A 17,467-nucleotide genomic window follows, 5' to 3' on the forward strand; every position below is an offset into this window, starting at 1 on the left:
TGAGTCGTCGAATAACGTACACCTTCCTTAGCTTACACTAATCAAATAAGCGTGACAACCTGTACCTCTAAGGGATTAGCCGTTTGCTTTTTTGATGATTTCTTCAGCGACTGATTTCGGTACTTCTTCATAGTGATCGAAGTGCATCGAGTACGTACCGCGACCTTGTGTGCGCGAACGGAGGCCCGTTGCATATCCGAACATCTCTGAGAGTGGAACCATCGCACGAACGACTTGAGCGTTACCGCGAGCTTCCATACCTTCTACGCGACCACGGCGTGACGTGATGTCACCCATGATGTCTCCCATGTATTCGTCTGGGATGACGACTTCGACTTTCATCATTGGCTCAAGGATAACAGCGCCGCTCTTATCTTTAAGTTGTTTGACAGCCATCGAAGCTGCGATTTTGAACGCCATCTCGTTCGAGTCGACATCGTGGTACGATCCGAAGACGAGAGCCGCTTTGACGTCGACTACTGGGTAACCAGCAAGGATACCGTTTTGAAGTGCTTCTTCGATTCCGTTCTCGACCGCTGGGATGTATTCACGTGGAACGACACCACCGACGATTTTGTTGTTGAACTCGAAGCCAGCGCCTTCTTCGTTCGGCTCGAACTCAACGACGACGTGACCATACTGACCACGACCACCTGATTGACGAGCGAACTTCGAGTCGATCTTCGCCGCTTGGCGAATCGTCTCACGGTAAGCTACTTGTGGAGCACCAACGTTTGCTTCGACTTTGAACTCGCGACGCATACGGTCAACGATGATGTCGAGGTGAAGCTCACCCATACCTGAGATGATCGTTTGACCAGTCTCTGGGTTTGTTTCAGTGCGGAACGTTGGATCCTCTTCAGCAAGCTTAGCGAGGGCTTGACCCATTTTATCTTGGTCAGCTTTCGTTTTTGGTTCGATAGCGACCGAGATAACTGGTTCTGGGAATGTCATTGATTCGAGAACGACGTTGTCTTTCTCTGCACAGAGCGTATCTCCAGTCGTAGTGTCTTTAAGACCTACTGCTGCAGCGATATCACCAGCGAAGACCATCGGGATCTCCTCACGGCTGTTCGCGTGCATTTGAAGGATACGTCCGAGACGTTCCCGCTTGCCTTTAGTCGAGTTCTTGACGTAAGAACCTGCCGAAGCTGTACCAGAGTACACACGGAAGAACGTCAATTTACCGACGTAAGGGTCAGTCATGACTTTGAACGCGAGTGCTGAGAATGGCGCTTCGTCCGAAGACTCACGCAGGATCTCTTCATCCGTGTCCATGTCGATTCCTTTGATTGCTTCTACGTCGACTGGTGATGGGAGGTAGTCGAGAACTGCGTCGAGCATGAGCTGGACACCTTTGTTCTTGAATGCCGAACCAACGAGAACAGGATAGAAATCTACGCTCAATGTCGCTTTACGGATACCCGCTTTAAGCTCTTCGACCGTGACTTCCTCGCCCTCGAGGTATTTCATCATCATTTCTTCTTCGTAGTCAGCAACAGCTTCGATGAGTGAAGCGCGGAGCTCTTCAGCTTGCTCTTCGAACTCAGCCGGGAAACCGTCTGTTACTTCGATGTCTGTACCGAGGTCATTCGTGTACATGTATGTTTTGCGTTCAACGAGGTCCATGATACCGCGGAACTCATCTTCAGCACCGATTGGAAGCTGGATCGCGTGTGCGTTCGCTTGAAGGCGATCGCGAAGCGTTCCGACCGAGTACAGGAAGTCTGCACCGATTTTATCCATCTTGTTGACGAAGACGACACGTGGTACGCCGTATGTCGTTGCTTGGCGCCATACTGTCTCAGTTTGTGGCTCAACACCAGACTGAGCGTCAAGTACTGCTACCGCACCATCAAGTACGCGGAGTGAACGTTCAACTTCAACTGTGAAGTCTACGTGTCCTGGAGTATCGATGATGTTTACGCGGTGACCTTTCCATTGAGCAGTCGTTGCTGCCGATGTGATCGTGATCCCACGCTCTTGCTCTTGTGCCATCCAGTCCATTTGCGAAGCACCTTCGTGCGTTTCACCAATCTTGTGGATACGACCCGTGTAATAAAGGATCCGCTCAGTCGTTGTTGTCTTACCAGCATCGATGTGAGCCATGATTCCGATGTTACGAGTGTTCTTTAGGGAGAATTCTCTTGCCATCTTAAAACATTCTCCTTTCGCATTTTAGTTTGGTTGCGTGCAGGAGTGCACGTCATGACTATACCCGAAAGCCACCTCATCATTCCATCAAAAATGGCATCAATGAGGTGGTCAATTTCGGAATTACCAGCGGTAGTGTGCGAACGCTTTGTTCGCTTCCGCCATTTTGTGCATATCTTCGCGCTTCTTGACAGAAGCACCAGTGTTGTTAGCAGCGTCCATGATCTCGTTAGCGAGACGCATGTCCATTGTTTTTTCGTTACGGAGACGTGAGTAGTTCACGAGGTAACGAAGAGCGAGTGTCGTACGGCGCTCTGGACGAACTTCGATTGGAACTTGATAGTTAGCTCCACCTACACGGCGTGCTTTAACTTCAAGAACTGGCATGATGTTGTTCATCGCCTCTTCAAATACTTCCATTGCATCGCGGCCTGAGCGCTCAGCGATTGTTTCGAAAGCTTTGTAGAGAATTTGTTGAGCTGTACCTTTTTTACCATCCAACATAAGACGGTTGATAAGGCGAGTGACGAGTTTCGAGTTGTAGATCGGATCAGCCATTACGTCGCGACGTTCTACTTGACCTTTACGTGGCATTCCGAGTCCCTCCTTTCATATAGTGAGGTGATGTCTTAGGCGACATCTGAATTATTTTTTAACTTTAGGACGTTTTGTACCGTATTTCGAACGACCTTGCATACGGCCGTCGACACCAGCTGTATCGAGCGCACCACGAACGATGTGGTAACGTACCCCTGGTAAGTCTTTTACACGACCGCCGCGGATAAGCACTACGCTGTGCTCTTGCAGGTTGTGGCCGATACCTGGGATGTAAGCTGTTACTTCGATTTGGTTCGTCAAGCGAACACGAGCATACTTACGAAGAGCCGAGTTCGGTTTCTTCGGAGTCATTGTACCTACACGAGTACAAACACCACGTTTTTGTGGCGAACTCACATTGGTTTGAGCTTTCGCGAAGCTGTTGTAACCTTTGTTAAGTGCTGGTGATTTCGAGTTGACGACTTTCGATTGGCGACCTTTACGGACCAATTGGTTGATAGTAGGCATCTTTGAGATCCTCCCTTCTTGAATTCGTGACGATTTTAAAACCACCGAGCCGGGTGGTTCATCGAAAGTCATAATGAAACGTTTTGCGTGGCTCAGGCATTCCATTGCCACACAAAACGCATTATCAAACTTTCTTAATGGCAACAGCAGTTGCTGCGACATCAATCCCGCAAGCTTTTCCAAGTTCGACCTTGGATGGGACGTTCACGATCGGAACGCCTGCCTGCATCGCTGCATCGAGCAGTGCTTGTTTAACGTGTTCATCTGCGTCATCCGCGATGATCACTTCCGACGCCTTGCCAGATCGCAATGCTTTGAGCGTTTGTTTTTGACCAACAAACTTCAAATCTGCGCCGACCACTTTTTTGTAAGACATGAAGATATCCTCCAAAATAACACGGCCGGTTGGCAACACTATATCATAGTAGCACCGCCAAACCGGCGTGTCAAGGCGTTTTATTCTACTGGAGAATCCACTTCTACTGGTTCTTCTCCGGCTATTTCGAGACCGATTTGACGGTAACGGTTCATACCTGTACCTGCAGGAACCAGCTTACCGATGATGACGTTCTCTTTCAAGCCGCGAAGGTAGTCGCTCTTCCCTTTGATGGCTGCGTCTGTAAGGACGCGTGTCGTCTCCTGGAACGATGCTGCCGAGAGGAACGAATCCGTCTCGAGCGATGCTTTCGTGATACCAAGGAGGACTGGCTTCGCTGACGCGAGGGCTTTGCCTGCGCGGAGCGCTTCTTTACAAGCTTCCTTGAACGTCGAGATATCGACGAGCGAACCTGGGAGAAGCGAAGTCTCACCAGACTCGATGACCTTGACGCGGCGGATCATTTGGCGAACCATGACCTCGACGTGTTTGTCCCCGATCTCTACCCCTTGCATCCGGTATACTTTTTGAACTTCCTGGAGAAGGTAGTTCTGTACGCCCGAGACGCCTTTGACGTTCAACAGTTCTTTCGGATCGATCGAACCTTCTGTGAAGACTTGGCCAGCTTTGACCTCGTCTCCGAGTTGGACACGCAGACGCGAGCCGAACGGGATCGTGTACGAACGTGTCTCGCTCAGTCCTTGGACCGTGAGCTCACGCTTGTCGCGCGATTCCGTGAAGTCGATCACTGTACCGTCGATTTCCGAGATGACCGCCTGACCTTTCGGGTTACGGGCTTCGAAAAGCTCTTGGATACGCGGAAGACCTTGCGTGATGTCATCCCCTGCAACCCCGCCTGTGTGGAAGGTACGCATCGTAAGCTGCGTTCCTGGCTCACCGATCGATTGCGCGGCGATGATACCGACCGCTTCGCCGACCTCGACGTCATTACCTGTCGCGAGGTTGCGTCCGTAACATTTCTTACAGACACCGTGGCTAGTGTTACAAGTGAACGCCGTACGGATCTCGACGTTGTCGATTCCCGCGTCCGTGATGAGGCGTGCGACATCCTCATCGATGAGCTGGTTCGTGCTCGCGAGGAGCTCGCCTGTCTCAGGGTGGACGACGTTCTCGAAAGCAGTCCGGCCGACGAGTCGGTCGTACAGGCTCTCGATTTCCTCTGTCCCCTCACGGAGAGCAGAGACGCGAATCCCGCGGTCTGTGCCGCAATCATCTTCGCGGATGATGACGTCTTGCGCGACGTCGACGAGACGACGTGTCAGGTAACCTGAGTCAGCCGTTTTCAGTGCTGTATCGGCAAGACCTTTACGCGCACCGTGTGTCGAGATGAAGTATTCCTGAACCGTCAGACCTTCACGGAACGATGATTTGATCGGGAGCTCGATGATCCGTCCACTTGGAGCGGCCATGAGCCCACGCATACCAGCGAGCTGCGTGAAGTTCGACGCGTTACCACGGGCACCGGAGTCACTCATCATGAAGATCGGGTTGAGACGGTTGAGGGATTTCATCAGTCGTGACTGAATTTCATCCTTCGCGTCATTCCACGATTTGACGACGCGCTCATAGCGCTCGTCTTCCGTGATGAGACCGCGGCGGTACGATTTCATGACACGATCGACGTTGTCTTGTGCCTCGACGAGGATCTCCTGCTTGTCAGGAAGGACGATGATGTCCGAGATCCCGACCGTGATACCAGCTTTAGTCGAGTGTTTGAAACCGAGGTTCTTCATGCGGTCAAGCATCCGGCTCGTTTCCGTCGTCTCGAAGCGTTTGAAGACCTCTGCGATGACGTTTCCGAGGAACCCTTTCTTGAACGGGTCGATGAGCGGACGATTTTTGATCTCTTCCGCGACGTCGATCCCTTTATCGAGGAAGTACTTCTCAGGCGTTGCTTCCTGGAGGTTCTCCATCGAAGGCTCGTTCAAGTACGGGAATGTCGTTGGGAGGATCTCGTTGAAGATCAGCTTACCGACAGTCGTGACGAGCAGCTTCTCGTTTTGCTCTTCCGTGAACGTCGGGTTTTTCAGGACGCCAGCCGGAATCGCGACACGTGTGTGGAAGTGGACATAGCCGTTTTGGTAGGCGATGATCGCTTCGTTTACAGTCGAGAAGATTTTCCCTTCGCCGATCGCGCCTTCGCGCTCGAGCGTCAGGTAGTAGTTACCGAGGACCATATCCTGCGATGGTGTTACGACAGGCTTACCGTCTTTCGGGTTCAAGATGTTTTGTGCAGCGAGCATGAGAAGACGGGCTTCTGCTTGCGCTTCTGCAGAGAGTGGTACGTGGACCGCCATTTGGTCACCATCGAAGTCGGCGTTGTAAGCCGTACATACGAGCGGGTGAAGGCGAATCGCGCGTCCTTCGACGAGCGTCGGCTCGAACGCCTGGATACCGAGACGGTGAAGCGTCGGTGCACGGTTCAAGAGGACTGGATGCTCACGGATGACTTCTTCGAGTACGTCCCAGATTTCAGGTTGTACACGTTCGATCTTCCGCTTCGCGCTCTTGATGTTCGGTGCGATTCCGCGTGAGACGAGTTCCTTCATGACGAACGGTTTGAAGAGCTCAAGAGCCATCTCTTTCGGGAGACCACATTGATACATCTTCAGGTTCGGACCAACGACGATAACCGAACGACCGGAATAGTCGACACGTTTACCGAGCAAGTTTTGACGGAAACGTCCTTGTTTCCCTTTCAGCATGTGTGAAAGTGATTTGAGCGGACGGTTACCAGGTCCTGTTACCGGACGGCCGCGACGACCGTTATCGATCAGGGCATCGACCGCTTCTTGAAGCATCCGCTTCTCGTTCTGGACGATGATGTTCGGAGCCCCGAGGTCGAGAAGACGCTTCAGACGGTTGTTACGGTTGATGACGCGGCGATACAGGTCGTTCAAGTCAGACGTCGCGAAACGTCCGCCGTCGAGCTGCACCATCGGGCGAAGCTCAGGCGGGATGACCGGAAGGACTTCGAGCACCATCCATTCCGGTTGGTTACCGGAATTGAGGAATGCGTCGAGTACTTCAAGACGTTTGATCGCGCGCGTCCGGCGTTGACCTTGGATCATCCGGAGGTCTTCACGGAGACCGGCGACTTCCGTCTCGAGCTGAACGTCGCGGAGAAGCTTACGTACAGCTTCCGCACCCATTTCAGCCGTGAACGTGTTGCCGAACTTCTCACGGTACGCACGGTATTCTTTCTCTGAGAGGAGTTGCTTCTTCTCGAGCGTCGATTCGCCCGGATCCGTCACGACGTACGACGCGAAGTAAATGACTTCTTCGAGTGCACGCGGCGACATGTCGAGGACGAGTCCCATTCGGCTCGGGATTCCTTTGAAGTACCAGATGTGCGAGACAGGTGCTGCGAGTTCGATGTGACCCATCCGCTCGCGACGCACTTTCGCCTTCGTGACTTCAACGCCACAGCGGTCACAAATAATCCCTTTATAACGGATCCGTTTGTACTTGCCGCAGTAGCACTCCCAGTCTTTCGTCGGACCAAAGATACGTTCACAGAACAAGCCGTCTTTCTCTGGCTTGAGCGTACGATAGTTGATCGTCTCCGGCTTCTTCACTTCCCCGAAAGACCACGAACGGATCTTTTCAGGGGAAGCGAGGCCGATTTTCATATATTCAAATCTATTAACATCTACCAAGGGGTGGACCTCCCTTTCGCTTATTCCTCTTCAGTTACGACTGGTGCGACGGGCGGTTGAATTTCTTCAAGCGCTGGTGTCGCGTTCGGGATATTGTCCTCGTCCTCGTCCTTCATCTCGATCTCTTCATCTTCGGCAGACATCATCTTGACGTCCATACCGAGCGACTGGAGCTCCTTGATGAGTACGCGGAACGATTCCGGTACGCCCGCTTGTGGTACGTTCTCGCCTTTGACGATCGCTTCGTACGCTTTGACACGTCCGATCGTATCATCCGACTTGATCGTAAGAATCTCTTGGAGCGTGTAAGCCGCACCATATGCTTCGAGTGCCCATACTTCCATCTCCCCGAAGCGCTGTCCACCGAACTGGGCTTTACCACCGAGCGGCTGTTGCGTGACGAGCGAGTAAGGACCTGTCGAACGAGCGTGAAGCTTATCATCGACCATGTGCGCGAGTTTGATCATGTACATGACACCGACCGAGATACGGTTATCGAACGCTTCGCCTGAACGGCCGTCATAAAGGACGGTCTTCGCGTCACGATCCATTCCCGCTTCTTCGATCGTCGCCCATACATCTTCCTCACGTGCTCCATCGAATACCGGAGACGCGACTTTGATGCCGAGCTGGCGTGCTGCCATGCCGAGGTGAAGCTCGAGCAACTGACCGATGTTCATCCGTGATGGTACACCAAGCGGGTTCAACATGATGTCGATTGGGGTACCGTCAGGCATATACGGCATATCTTCTTCTGGCAGGATGCGCGAGATAACACCTTTGTTACCGTGACGACCCGCCATTTTATCGCCTTCGTGGATCTTCCGCTTCTGAACGATGTAAGCACGGATCAACTGGTTGACACCAGGTGAGAGCTCATCGCCGTTGTCGCGGTCGAAGATCTTCACGTCGAGGATGATTCCATCCCCACCGTGCGGTACACGGAGTGATGTATCACGGACTTCACGCGCCTTCTCACCGAAGATCGCGTGGAGCAAGCGCTCCTCAGCCGTCAGCTCCGTCACACCTTTAGGCGTGACTTTACCGACGAGGATGTCCCCGTCCTTGACTTCCGCTCCGACGCGGATGATTCCGCGGTCGTCGAGGTTCTTCAAGGCGTCGTCACCGACGTTCGGGATGTCACGCGTGATCTCTTCAGGTCCGAGCTTCGTATCACGTGACTCACATTCGTACTCCTCGATGTGGATCGATGTATAGACATCGTCCTTGACGAGGCGTTCGCTCATGATGACAGCATCCTCATAGTTATATCCATCCCAAGTCATGAAGCCGACGAGGACGTTGCGTCCGAGCGCGAGCTCGCCGCCATCCATCGATGGGCCGTCTGCTAGGATTTCACCTTTTTCCACGCGGTCGCCCGCTTGGATGATTGGTTTTTGGTTGTAGCAAGTCCCTTGGTTCGAACGGATGAACTTCTGGATCTTGTAGCGGTCGAGTTCGCCTTGGACATCGTTGCCGTCAACTTCCGTCACACGACGGACGAGGACTTCGCGTGCCGTGACGCGCTCGACGATCCCTGGGTACTTCGCGACGACAGCCGCCCCAGAGTCCTTCGCAGACACGTACTCCATCCCAGTCCCGACGATTGGCGATTCAGGATCGAGAAGTGGTACGGCCTGCCGCTGCATGTTCGCACCCATGAGGGCACGGTTCGAGTCATCGTTCTCAAGGAACGGGATACATGCCGTCGCTGCCGAAACGACCTGTTTCGGAGAAACGTCCATGTAATCGACGCGAGCAGGTTCGACAGACAAGTTCTGTCCACGGAAACGCGTAAGGACGTGCGAATCCTGGAACGTACCTTCTTCTGTCAGAAGCATGTTCGCCTGGGCGACGACGTAGAGATCTTCTTCGTCAGCCGTCATATAGTGGATTTCATTCGTGACGACACTCGTCTCCGGATCGACGCGGCGGTAAGGCGCCTCGATGAAGCCATACTCGTTGACCTTCGCGAACGAAGAAAGCGAGTTGATGAGCCCGATGTTCGGACCCTCTGGCGTCTCGATCGGACACATACGCGAATAGTGCGAATAGTGAACGTCTCGAACTTCGAAACCAGCGCGCTCACGCGTCAAACCACCAGGCCCGAGGGCAGACAGACGGCGTTTGTGCGTCAATTCCGCGAGCGGGTTCGTCTGGTCCATGAACTGCGAGAGCTGCGAGCTGCCGAAGAACTCCTTGATCGATGCGATGACCGGGCGGATGTTGATCAGTGCCTGCGGCGTGATCGCATTCTGGTCTTGGATCGACATACGTTCCTTGACGACACGTTCCATCCGCGAGAGACCGATCCGGAATTGGTTTTGAAGCAATTCCCCGACCGAACGCAGACGGCGGTTACCGAGGTGATCGATGTCATCCGTCGTACCGACTTCGTGGAGAAGGTTGAAGAAATAGTTGATGGCTGCGATCATATCAGCCGGCGTGATGTGCTTGATGTCGCGATCGATGTTGCCATTGCCGATGATGTTGATGATACGCTCGCCTTCCGCGTCGTCCGGTGCGAACACCTTGATCGACTGGAGTGTGAATGGCTCACCTTGCGTCACGCCGCCCGTTGGCGTCGCTTCGAGATAGCCGACTGACTCTTCGAGGTACGGCAAGACTTTGTCGAGCATACGACGATCCAGGACCGTTCCTACTTCCGCGATCACTTCGCCCGTTTCCGGGTCGACGAGTGTCTCGGCAAGCTTTTGTCCGAAGAGACGGTTTTTCAAATGGAGCTTCTTGTTGATTTTATAGCGACCAACGTTTGCCAAGTCATAGCGTTTCGGGTCGAAGAAGCGCGACACGAGAAGTGCTTTCGCGTTCTCGACTGTCGGCGGCTCGCCCGGGCGCAGACGCTCATAGATTTCGATGAGGGCTTTTTCTGTTGATTCTGTATTATCTTTTTCAAGGGAATTGCGGAGATACTCATCATCACCGAGAAGATCGATGATTTCCTGATCCGACCCGAATCCAAGGGCACGCAAAAGAACCGTTACCGGAATCTTACGTGTGCGATCGATTCGTACATAGACGATATCCTTCGCATCCGTCTCAAGTTCGAGCCATGCTCCACGGTTCGGGATGACCGTTGCCGAGAATCCACGTTTACCGTTCTTATCCAACTTGTTGCTGTAATAGACACTCGGTGAACGAACGAGCTGCGATACGATGACGCGCTCTGCACCATTGATGATGAATGTTCCCGACTCCGTCATAAGCGGGAAGTCACCCATAAACACTTCTTGTTCTTTCAATTCACCCGTCTCTTTATTTTGAAGACGGACTTTCACGCGAAGCGGTGCCGAATAGGTCACGTCGCGTTCTTTTGATTCATCGATCGAATACTTCGGATCTCCGAGTGAGTAATCGATGAATTCTAATACGAGATTTCCTGTGAAATCCGAAATCGGCGAGATGTCATGAAACATTTCGCGCAGACCTTCACGGAGGAACCACTCATAAGAAGTAGTTTGAATCTCGATTAGGTTTGGAAGTTCTAACACTTCGCTGATACGTGCATAGCTTCTTCTCTGACGGTGACGACCGTACTGAACAAGTTGACCAGTCAACTGATTCACCTCTCAGACCCACTTCTTCTTAAGGAAGGACGGGTGTAATATCGAACATTGAAGCCATTTTTTGACCGATAAGCGCAAAAAAGCGACGTCTTGTCTACTCAATCATCTGTAGTCGAGAACGCCAGCTGCTTCACCTTTCTTATCCAAAAATCACTCCAATGGCATTTTATAATACTATCATATACAAATAGGCAGGTCAACGACAAACTGAGCAGTTTGTCAAGACCGAATTGACCGAAAAATGAAATATCCTTTATCCTTAGCCATCGTCTCGCACGATCCGAATACTTCCTCCATCAACTTCTTCGCGGAAGGAGCACCCTGCTTCTTCTGAATGACGACCCAGAGGGCACCGCCCGGAAGGAGATGGTCATACGCTTCCCGAAGAATCCGGTGGACGACTTGTTTCCCGGCGCGAATCGGCGGGTTCGTCACGATCGCTGCAAACGCCTTATTCCCTACACCTGCATATCCATCACTCACACCGGTCGTCACGGACACACCGTTCGCAACCGCATTCGAGGCGGCAAGCGCAAGCGCACGTTCATTCACGTCGACGAGCATCGCACCACGTCCCGTCGTCTTCGCGAGTGAAATCCCCATCGGTCCGTAACCGCAACCGACATCAAGAATATCCCCTCCGACTTCAGGTTCTGCGAACGACTCGATCAACAGACGCGAGCCGAAATCGACATCCCCTTTCGAGAAGACGCCATAATCCGACGTGAAGCGGAACGTCTCGCCCCGGAGCTCGTAACTCCATGTCTTCGGATCACTCTTTGACGAGGGATCATTCGAATAATAATGGTCTGCCATGCCCTGCTCCCCTTTCGAAATAATCGTGAAAAGAAAAGAAGCTCGCAGCGCGAGCTTCTTTTGTCTTCGAAATAGAAGGAATTACTTCACTTCTACAGTAGCGCCAGCTTCTTCAAGCTTAGCTTTGACTGCGTCAGCGTCTTCTTTCGAAACGCCTTCTTTAACTGGAGCCGGAGTTCCGTCAACGAGTGCTTTCGCTTCTTTAAGACCGAGGCCTGTGAGTTCACGAACAGCTTTGATGACGTTGATTTTTCCAGCGCCAGCGTTTGTGAGGATTACGTCGAATTCAGTTTGCTCTTCAGCAACTGCTGCTCCGCCGCCTGCTGCTGCTACTGGAGCTGCTGCAGATACGCCGAATTCTTCTTCGATTGTTTTTACGAGTTCGTTAAGTTCGAGAACAGTCATGTTCTTGAGGTCTTCAATGAATTGCTCTTTGTTGAAAGCCATTTTGGTTTTCCTCCTTGTTTTTCCCACGTTGGGGTTGAAATGATGTGTTTGCCTATCCCGCTAAGCGGACATTAAGCAGTTTGTTCTTCTTTTTGCTCTGCGATTGCGTTCGTTGCCACCGCGAGTCCGCGGATTGGCGCTTGAAGCACGCTGAGGAGCATCGAAAGGAGACCTTCGCGCGATGGAAGTTCTGCAAGTGCTTTGACGTCTTCGAGTGAAGAGACTTTGCCTTCGATGATACCACCTTTAAGCTCGAGCGCTTTGTGGTCTTTCGAGAATGTGTTGAGGATCTTAGCAGGAGCTACAACGTCTTCGTTGCTGAATGCTACTGCAGTCGGGCCTGTGAACACTTCGTCAAGACCTTCCAAACCGTTTTGAGCTGCTGCGCGGCGGAGAAGACCGTTTTTGTAAACTTTGAACTCAACACCCGCGTCGCGGAGTTGTTTACGAAGTTCAGTTACTTCTTCTACTGTGAGACCACGGTAGTCGACGATGATCGTTCCAACGCTCGCTTGCATTTTCTCAGCGATCTCAGTGACGAGACCTGATTTGTGGGCGATAACTTTTTCGCTTGCCATATCTGTTTGCACCTCCTGGTCGTTAAGATATACCGGTACGAGGGGCTGCTCGCTTTCAAATAAAAAGCCTCCGTCCGTCCGAGGACAGAGGAGGCGTAATCGTCAAAAAGGATACCTGAACAAGCAGGCTCTCTGAGCAAGAACACCTCGGAAGGAATTACGCTCGGCTAGGAGCACCTTCTGTCTACGGTAATGTCGATTATATCAACGTTTAATACTGTAACAGCGTTCTATCAACGTTGTCAAGTTCGTTTTTAACGAGGAATTACTTCGTGAAGTCAGCAGATGCTACGCGAACGCCAGGACCCATTGTCGAAGCGATCGAGATGTTTTTAAGGTAAACACCTTTCGCAGTAGCTGGTTTGACTTTGAGGAGTGTCTCGATGACAGTGTTGATGTTGTCGACGAGCTTCTCGTTGTCAAACGATTTCTTACCGACTGGTACGTGGATGTTACCTGATTTGTCGACGCGGTATTCAACTTTACCAGCTTTGATATCGTTGATCGCTTTCGTCACATCGAAAGTAACTGTTCCAGTTTTCGGGTTAGGCATGAGGCCTTTTGGTCCGAGGACACGACCGAGTTTACCAACTTCACCCATCATGTCAGGTGTCGCGACGATAACGTCGAAGTCGAACCATCCTTGTTGGATTTTAGTGATGTACTCTGCATCGCCAGCGAAGTCTGCACCAGCTGCTTCAGCTTCTTTCAATTTCTCACCTTTCGCGAAGACGAGAACTTTTTGTGTTTTACCAGTACCGTGTGGCAATACGACTGCTCCACGGATCTGTTGGTCAGCTTTCTTCGGGTCAACGCCGAGTCGAACAGCGAGTTCGATCGTTTCGTCGAATTTCGCAGTAGCTGCTTTTTTAGAAAGGTCTACTGCTTCAGCGAGGTCGTACGAAACCGTACGGTCGATGAGTTTAGCAGCTTCTTTGTACTTCTTACCCATGATTAGGTTCCTCCTTTGTGGTTGTGCGGAAAATCCTCCCACATAATGAAAGGGTAGCAAGGCTTCAAAAACTATCCGCCTGCGACCCCATTTTTTCGAAAACGATTAGTCTTCGATTACGATACCCATCGAACGTGCTGTACCTTCAACCATCAACATTGCTGTTTCAACAGATGATGCATTGAGGTCAGGCATTTTCGTTTCAGCGATTTCACGAACTTTGTCACGCTTGACAGTCGCTACTTTCTTACGGTTAGGCTCACCTGAACCGCTCTCGATTCCAGCTGCTTTCTTCAAGAGAACTGCTGCTGGAGGAGTTTTTGTGATAAACGTAAATGAACGATCTTCAAAAACCGTGATGACTACAGGAATAATCAAGCCGGCTTGGTCTTGTGTACGAGCGTTGAACTCTTTACAGAAGCCCATGATGTTCACACCTGCTTGACCGAGTGCCGGTCCAACTGGTGGAGCTGGGTTTGCTTTGCCCGCAGGAATTTGAAGTTTAACGAGTTTGATAACCTTCTTCGCCACAGGACACACCTCCTTAATTCTTTAATGTGGTTTAATTGGACGTTGCGCGTCCTCCCACTCATTCTATTCGACGAGTTGTTTATCGAAATAAGCACAACATCAAACAGGAAAAATTGTAACATTAAATAAAAGAACGCGCAACATGTAAAACGAAAAGTAGCAGTAAAAACTTAGTCGATTTTTTCGACGTGGACGAAATCGACTTCGACTTTCGTCTCGCGGCCGAACATGTCGACTGAGACTTTCATCTTTTCCTTCTCGAGTTCGATCTCTTCGACCGTTCCTTCGAAGTTCTTGAACGCGCCCTCTTTGATCCGGACGATTTCGCCGACAGCGAAGTTGTAACGGCTCTTCTTGTCGATGAGTCCCATCGAGCCGAGGATGTTCTCCACTTCCTCCGGGAGGAGCGGGGTCGGTTTCGAACCGCCCCCTACAGAACCGAGGAAGCCGGTTACGTTCGGCGTGTTACGGACGACGTACCAAGAATCATCCGTCATGACCATCTCTACGAGGACGTACCCCGGGAAGATCTTGACTTCACGTTCCTTGATTTTCGTCTCGCCTTTTTTGTTCGTCACTTCTTCCTGTACCGTTTCGATTGGAACGAGTACACGGAAGATCTTTTCGTCCATGTTCATCGATTCGATCCGACGCTCAAGGTTCGCCTTGACGTTATTTTCGAATCCAGAATACGTCTGGACGACAAACCATTGCTTTTCCATGGTACGTCACCTCTTCTTGATTACTTGATCAACCAGTTGATCAACGCGTTGATACCCGAGTCGACTCCGAAAATGAACACACCCATGAATATGACGGTCCCGATGACCGTCAGCGTGTACTTCGTCAGTTCTTGTCGTTTCGGCCAGCTCGTCTTCTTCAATTCTTTCCATACGTCACGCAAAAAATTCATCGTACTTTCCCTCCAAAGATGTATGAAATCGGGATCGATAAAGCCGTCATTTCGCTTCTTTATGAATAGTATGCGCGTTACATCGCCGACAGAATTTCTTCAGTTCGAGGCGGACGGTGACGTCCTCCTTCTTCATCGTCGTGTAATCGCGGGCACCGCATTTTTCACAAGCAAGGCCTACTTTCTTCGCCACACGCATGACCTCCTTCTATACGTTTCCTTTCCCGTCCGCCAGTCCTTTCAGACGATTGGACATAATGGAAAAAAAGCGTAAAAAAAAACGCCTAGGAGCGGCGTCTCGCTAGTAAGGCGCTATTCACACAGTAGCATACTTAGGTGTATCGGTCAATCTCACCTTCGGTTCAAACCGTCAGTTCGCGTGCCTCGAGATAGCGTTCGAGTTTACGTTTCACTCGCTGCAAAGCGTTATCGATCGATTTGACATGGCGATCGAGATCCTCCGAAATTTCCTGATAGGTCCTCCCATCGAGGTAGAGAGCGAGGACTTTTCGTTCGAGGTCACTCAAAACCTCCTCCATCTTCGTCTCGATATCGGCATAGGCCTCACGATTGACGACGAGGACTTGCGGATCGCTCGGGTACGTCGACGTGATGACATCGAGCAACGTCCGGTCCGACTCGTCGTCGAAGATCGGCTTGTCGAGCGAGATGTACGAATTGAGCGGAATATGTTTTTGGCGCGTAGCCGTCTTGATCGCAGTGATCATCTGGCGCGTCACGCAGAGTTCGGCGAATCCTTTGAACGAGGCCAGCTTATCCGTACGGTAGTCCCGGACTGCCTTGTAGAGTCCGATCATCCCTTCCTGGATGATGTCTTCGCGGTCCGCTCCGATCAAAAAATAGGACCGGGCCTTCGCGCGCACAAAGTTTCGATACCGCTCGATCAAAAATTCGAGCGCATCGCTGTTGTCGAACTCTTTCGCTTGCTCCACAAGCGCTTCATCGGTCATGCACTCAAACTGTTCGAACGAATCGAGACCCATCCTTCATCCCTCCAACATCATGTGGCGATCTGAAATCAATTATACGCAATTATACAATAATTCCCTATCTTCACACAATGAAAAATGGCATGACCAGTTTCGGCCATGCCATTTTTCACGTATCCCCGTTCTTGCGGCGGCGGATCTTCTCGAGCCGTTCGATGACATCGTCCGGCAAATCGATCTTTGTTCTCGGGCGTTTCGCCTCCGCCCGATCACCAGTCTGGCTCCGGATTTGTGCGACGGCCGACTTCCATTCCCGCCTCAGTTCCTGCGCGGATATCCGGAGCGCACCGAGCGCAAAGATGACCCACTGTTCCGTATAGTCGTTCGTCGCGACGGTGAGGGTGACGCGGATGTCCTCGAGCCACTCGGCGGCCGTCTTCTCGATCCACTCGTCCGCCGTCTCGTTCTCTCGTGTATATACGACTTCGACCCCGCCCTTCTTCAGGCGGGACTCCCGTCCCGCCTGAAGGTAGGCATCGAAGACGATCGTGACGCTGATGCCGGTGAAGGCTTGGTATTCTGCCATGGCGTGAATCAAGCGCTCTCGTGCGAGCTCGAAGTCCTGGTCCCTCAGCTCGCGAAACTCGGGCCACGCCCCAATGATGTTATAGCCGTCGACGATCAGCCGTGTCGGGTTCATCGCTCGAACGGCTTTCTCTTCCGGAACACTTCATACAGCAGGAGTGACGCCGCGACTGAAGCGTTCAGCGATGTGACGTGACCGACCATCGGCAGGTGGACGAGGAAGTCACACTTCTCACGGACGAGACGTCCCATCCCTTTCCCTTCACTTCCGATGACGATCCCGAGCGGCATCGAACCGTCGAGCGTCCGGTAGTCATCGCTCTCGCGTGCGTCCGTACCGACGAACCAAAGGCCGCGTTTCTTCAGGTCATCCATCGTCCGGGCAAGATTCGTCACGCGCACGACCGGGATATGCTCGATCGCCCCTGTCGATGCCTTCGCCACGACTTGAGTCAAGCCGACGGAACGGCGCTTCGGGATGATGATCCCGTGGGCACCGACCGCGTCAGCCGTTCGGAGAATCGATCCGAGGTTGTGCGGATCCTCGAGCTCATCAAGCAGGATCACGAGCGGTTCCTCGCCCTTCTTCGCAGCGAGCGCGAAGATGTCATCTAGTTCTGCGTATTCATACGCAGCGACCGCTGCGACGACACCCTGGTGGTTGTCGCTTCCAGTCAATGCATGGAGTTTCGAGCGCGGTACCGTCAGGATTTGGACGCCCGCCTCCTTCGCCATCGCATTGATGACGGCGAGTGGACCTTTCTGCTGCCCTTCCTGGATGAACAGCTTGTTCATCTCACGCCCGCTCCGGAGTGCCTCGAGCACCGGATTTC

Annotated in this window: 17 protein-coding genes and 1 other annotated feature; all 17 genes read right to left on the reverse strand. The window is 52.1% G+C overall.

Features of this window, described 5'->3' with window-relative positions:
• Positions 1–75: 75 nt before the first annotated feature.
• The 17 genes from fusA to rlmB all read right to left on the reverse strand — a co-directional run bounded on the left by fusA (position 76) and on the right by rlmB (position 17,429).
• Complete coding sequence (gene fusA / locus DFG60_RS12830) at positions 76–2,154, reverse strand: elongation factor G (protein WP_114572174.1); 2,079 nt, start codon at positions 2,152–2,154, stop codon at positions 76–78.
• A gap of 123 nt (positions 2,155–2,277) precedes the next feature.
• Positions 2,278–2,748: a 30S ribosomal protein S7 gene (rpsG, locus tag DFG60_RS12835; protein WP_114572175.1), complete on the reverse strand. Its 471-nt coding sequence runs from the start codon at positions 2,746–2,748 to the stop codon at positions 2,278–2,280.
• A 51-nt stretch (positions 2,749–2,799) separates the two neighbouring features.
• On the reverse strand, positions 2,800–3,219 hold the full coding sequence (rpsL, locus tag DFG60_RS12840; RefSeq protein ID WP_114572176.1) for a 30S ribosomal protein S12: 420 nt from the start codon (positions 3,217–3,219) through the stop codon (positions 2,800–2,802).
• Positions 3,220–3,343: 124 nt separating this feature from the next.
• On the reverse strand, positions 3,344–3,595 hold the full coding sequence (locus tag DFG60_RS12845; protein ID WP_114572177.1) for a ribosomal L7Ae/L30e/S12e/Gadd45 family protein: 252 nt from the start codon (positions 3,593–3,595) through the stop codon (positions 3,344–3,346).
• Positions 3,596–3,675: 80 nt separating this feature from the next.
• Positions 3,676–7,275: a DNA-directed RNA polymerase subunit beta' gene (rpoC, locus tag DFG60_RS12850; protein ID WP_114572178.1), complete on the reverse strand. Its 3,600-nt coding sequence runs from the start codon at positions 7,273–7,275 to the stop codon at positions 3,676–3,678.
• 20 nt (positions 7,276–7,295) lie between these two features.
• The gene (rpoB, locus tag DFG60_RS12855; RefSeq protein ID WP_114572200.1) at positions 7,296–10,853 is read right to left on the reverse strand and encodes a DNA-directed RNA polymerase subunit beta; all 3,558 of its coding nucleotides are present in this window, start codon (positions 10,851–10,853) and stop codon (positions 7,296–7,298) included.
• Between the two features lie 228 nt (positions 10,854–11,081).
• The gene (locus DFG60_RS12860) at positions 11,082–11,678 is read right to left on the reverse strand and encodes a class I SAM-dependent methyltransferase (RefSeq protein ID WP_114572179.1); all 597 of its coding nucleotides are present in this window, start codon (positions 11,676–11,678) and stop codon (positions 11,082–11,084) included.
• Between the two features lie 81 nt (positions 11,679–11,759).
• Positions 11,760–12,125 carry a 50S ribosomal protein L7/L12 gene (rplL, locus tag DFG60_RS12865; RefSeq protein ID WP_114572180.1) on the reverse strand — a complete coding sequence of 122 codons (366 nt, stop codon included), beginning with the start codon at positions 12,123–12,125 and terminating at the stop codon, positions 11,760–11,762.
• A 71-nt stretch (positions 12,126–12,196) separates the two neighbouring features.
• A complete protein-coding gene (gene rplJ / locus DFG60_RS12870) occupies positions 12,197–12,703 on the reverse strand; it encodes a 50S ribosomal protein L10 (RefSeq protein WP_114572181.1) in 507 nt (168 codons plus the stop codon).
• A gap of 51 nt (positions 12,704–12,754) precedes the next feature.
• Positions 12,755–12,911, reverse strand: a sequence feature (ribosomal protein L10 leader region).
• Between the two features lie 57 nt (positions 12,912–12,968).
• Positions 12,969–13,655 (reverse strand): 50S ribosomal protein L1, encoded by a 687-nt coding sequence (gene rplA, locus DFG60_RS12875; protein WP_114572182.1) that lies wholly within the window; start codon positions 13,653–13,655, stop codon positions 12,969–12,971.
• A gap of 105 nt (positions 13,656–13,760) precedes the next feature.
• A complete protein-coding gene (gene rplK, locus DFG60_RS12880; protein ID WP_157964548.1) occupies positions 13,761–14,186 on the reverse strand; it encodes a 50S ribosomal protein L11 in 426 nt (141 codons plus the stop codon).
• 170 nt (positions 14,187–14,356) lie between these two features.
• Positions 14,357–14,908, reverse strand: a complete 552-nt coding sequence (nusG, locus tag DFG60_RS12885) for a transcription termination/antitermination protein NusG (protein ID WP_114572184.1) — start codon at positions 14,906–14,908, stop codon at positions 14,357–14,359.
• A 20-nt stretch (positions 14,909–14,928) separates the two neighbouring features.
• Positions 14,929–15,099, reverse strand: coding sequence for a preprotein translocase subunit SecE (secE, locus tag DFG60_RS12890; protein WP_114572185.1), 171 nt, complete (start codon positions 15,097–15,099; stop codon positions 14,929–14,931).
• A 46-nt stretch (positions 15,100–15,145) separates the two neighbouring features.
• On the reverse strand, positions 15,146–15,292 hold the full coding sequence (gene rpmG / locus DFG60_RS12895; RefSeq protein WP_114572186.1) for a 50S ribosomal protein L33: 147 nt from the start codon (positions 15,290–15,292) through the stop codon (positions 15,146–15,148).
• A 169-nt stretch (positions 15,293–15,461) separates the two neighbouring features.
• Positions 15,462–16,103, reverse strand: a complete 642-nt coding sequence (gene sigH / locus DFG60_RS12900; protein WP_114572187.1) for an RNA polymerase sporulation sigma factor SigH — start codon at positions 16,101–16,103, stop codon at positions 15,462–15,464.
• Between the two features lie 115 nt (positions 16,104–16,218).
• A complete protein-coding gene (locus DFG60_RS12905) occupies positions 16,219–16,749 on the reverse strand; it encodes an NYN domain-containing protein (protein WP_114572188.1) in 531 nt (176 codons plus the stop codon).
• Positions 16,746–17,429, reverse strand: a complete 684-nt coding sequence (gene rlmB, locus DFG60_RS12910; RefSeq protein ID WP_408608669.1) for a 23S rRNA (guanosine(2251)-2'-O)-methyltransferase RlmB — start codon at positions 17,427–17,429, stop codon at positions 16,746–16,748. Before rlmB ends, DFG60_RS12905 begins: the two co-directional genes overlap by 4 nt.
• Positions 17,430–17,467 lie beyond the last annotated feature (38 nt).

Origin of the sequence: Exiguobacterium flavidum (assembly GCF_003344535.1) — a bacterium.
Lineage (GTDB): Bacteria > Bacillota > Bacilli > Exiguobacteriales > Exiguobacteriaceae > Exiguobacterium_A > Exiguobacterium_A flavidum.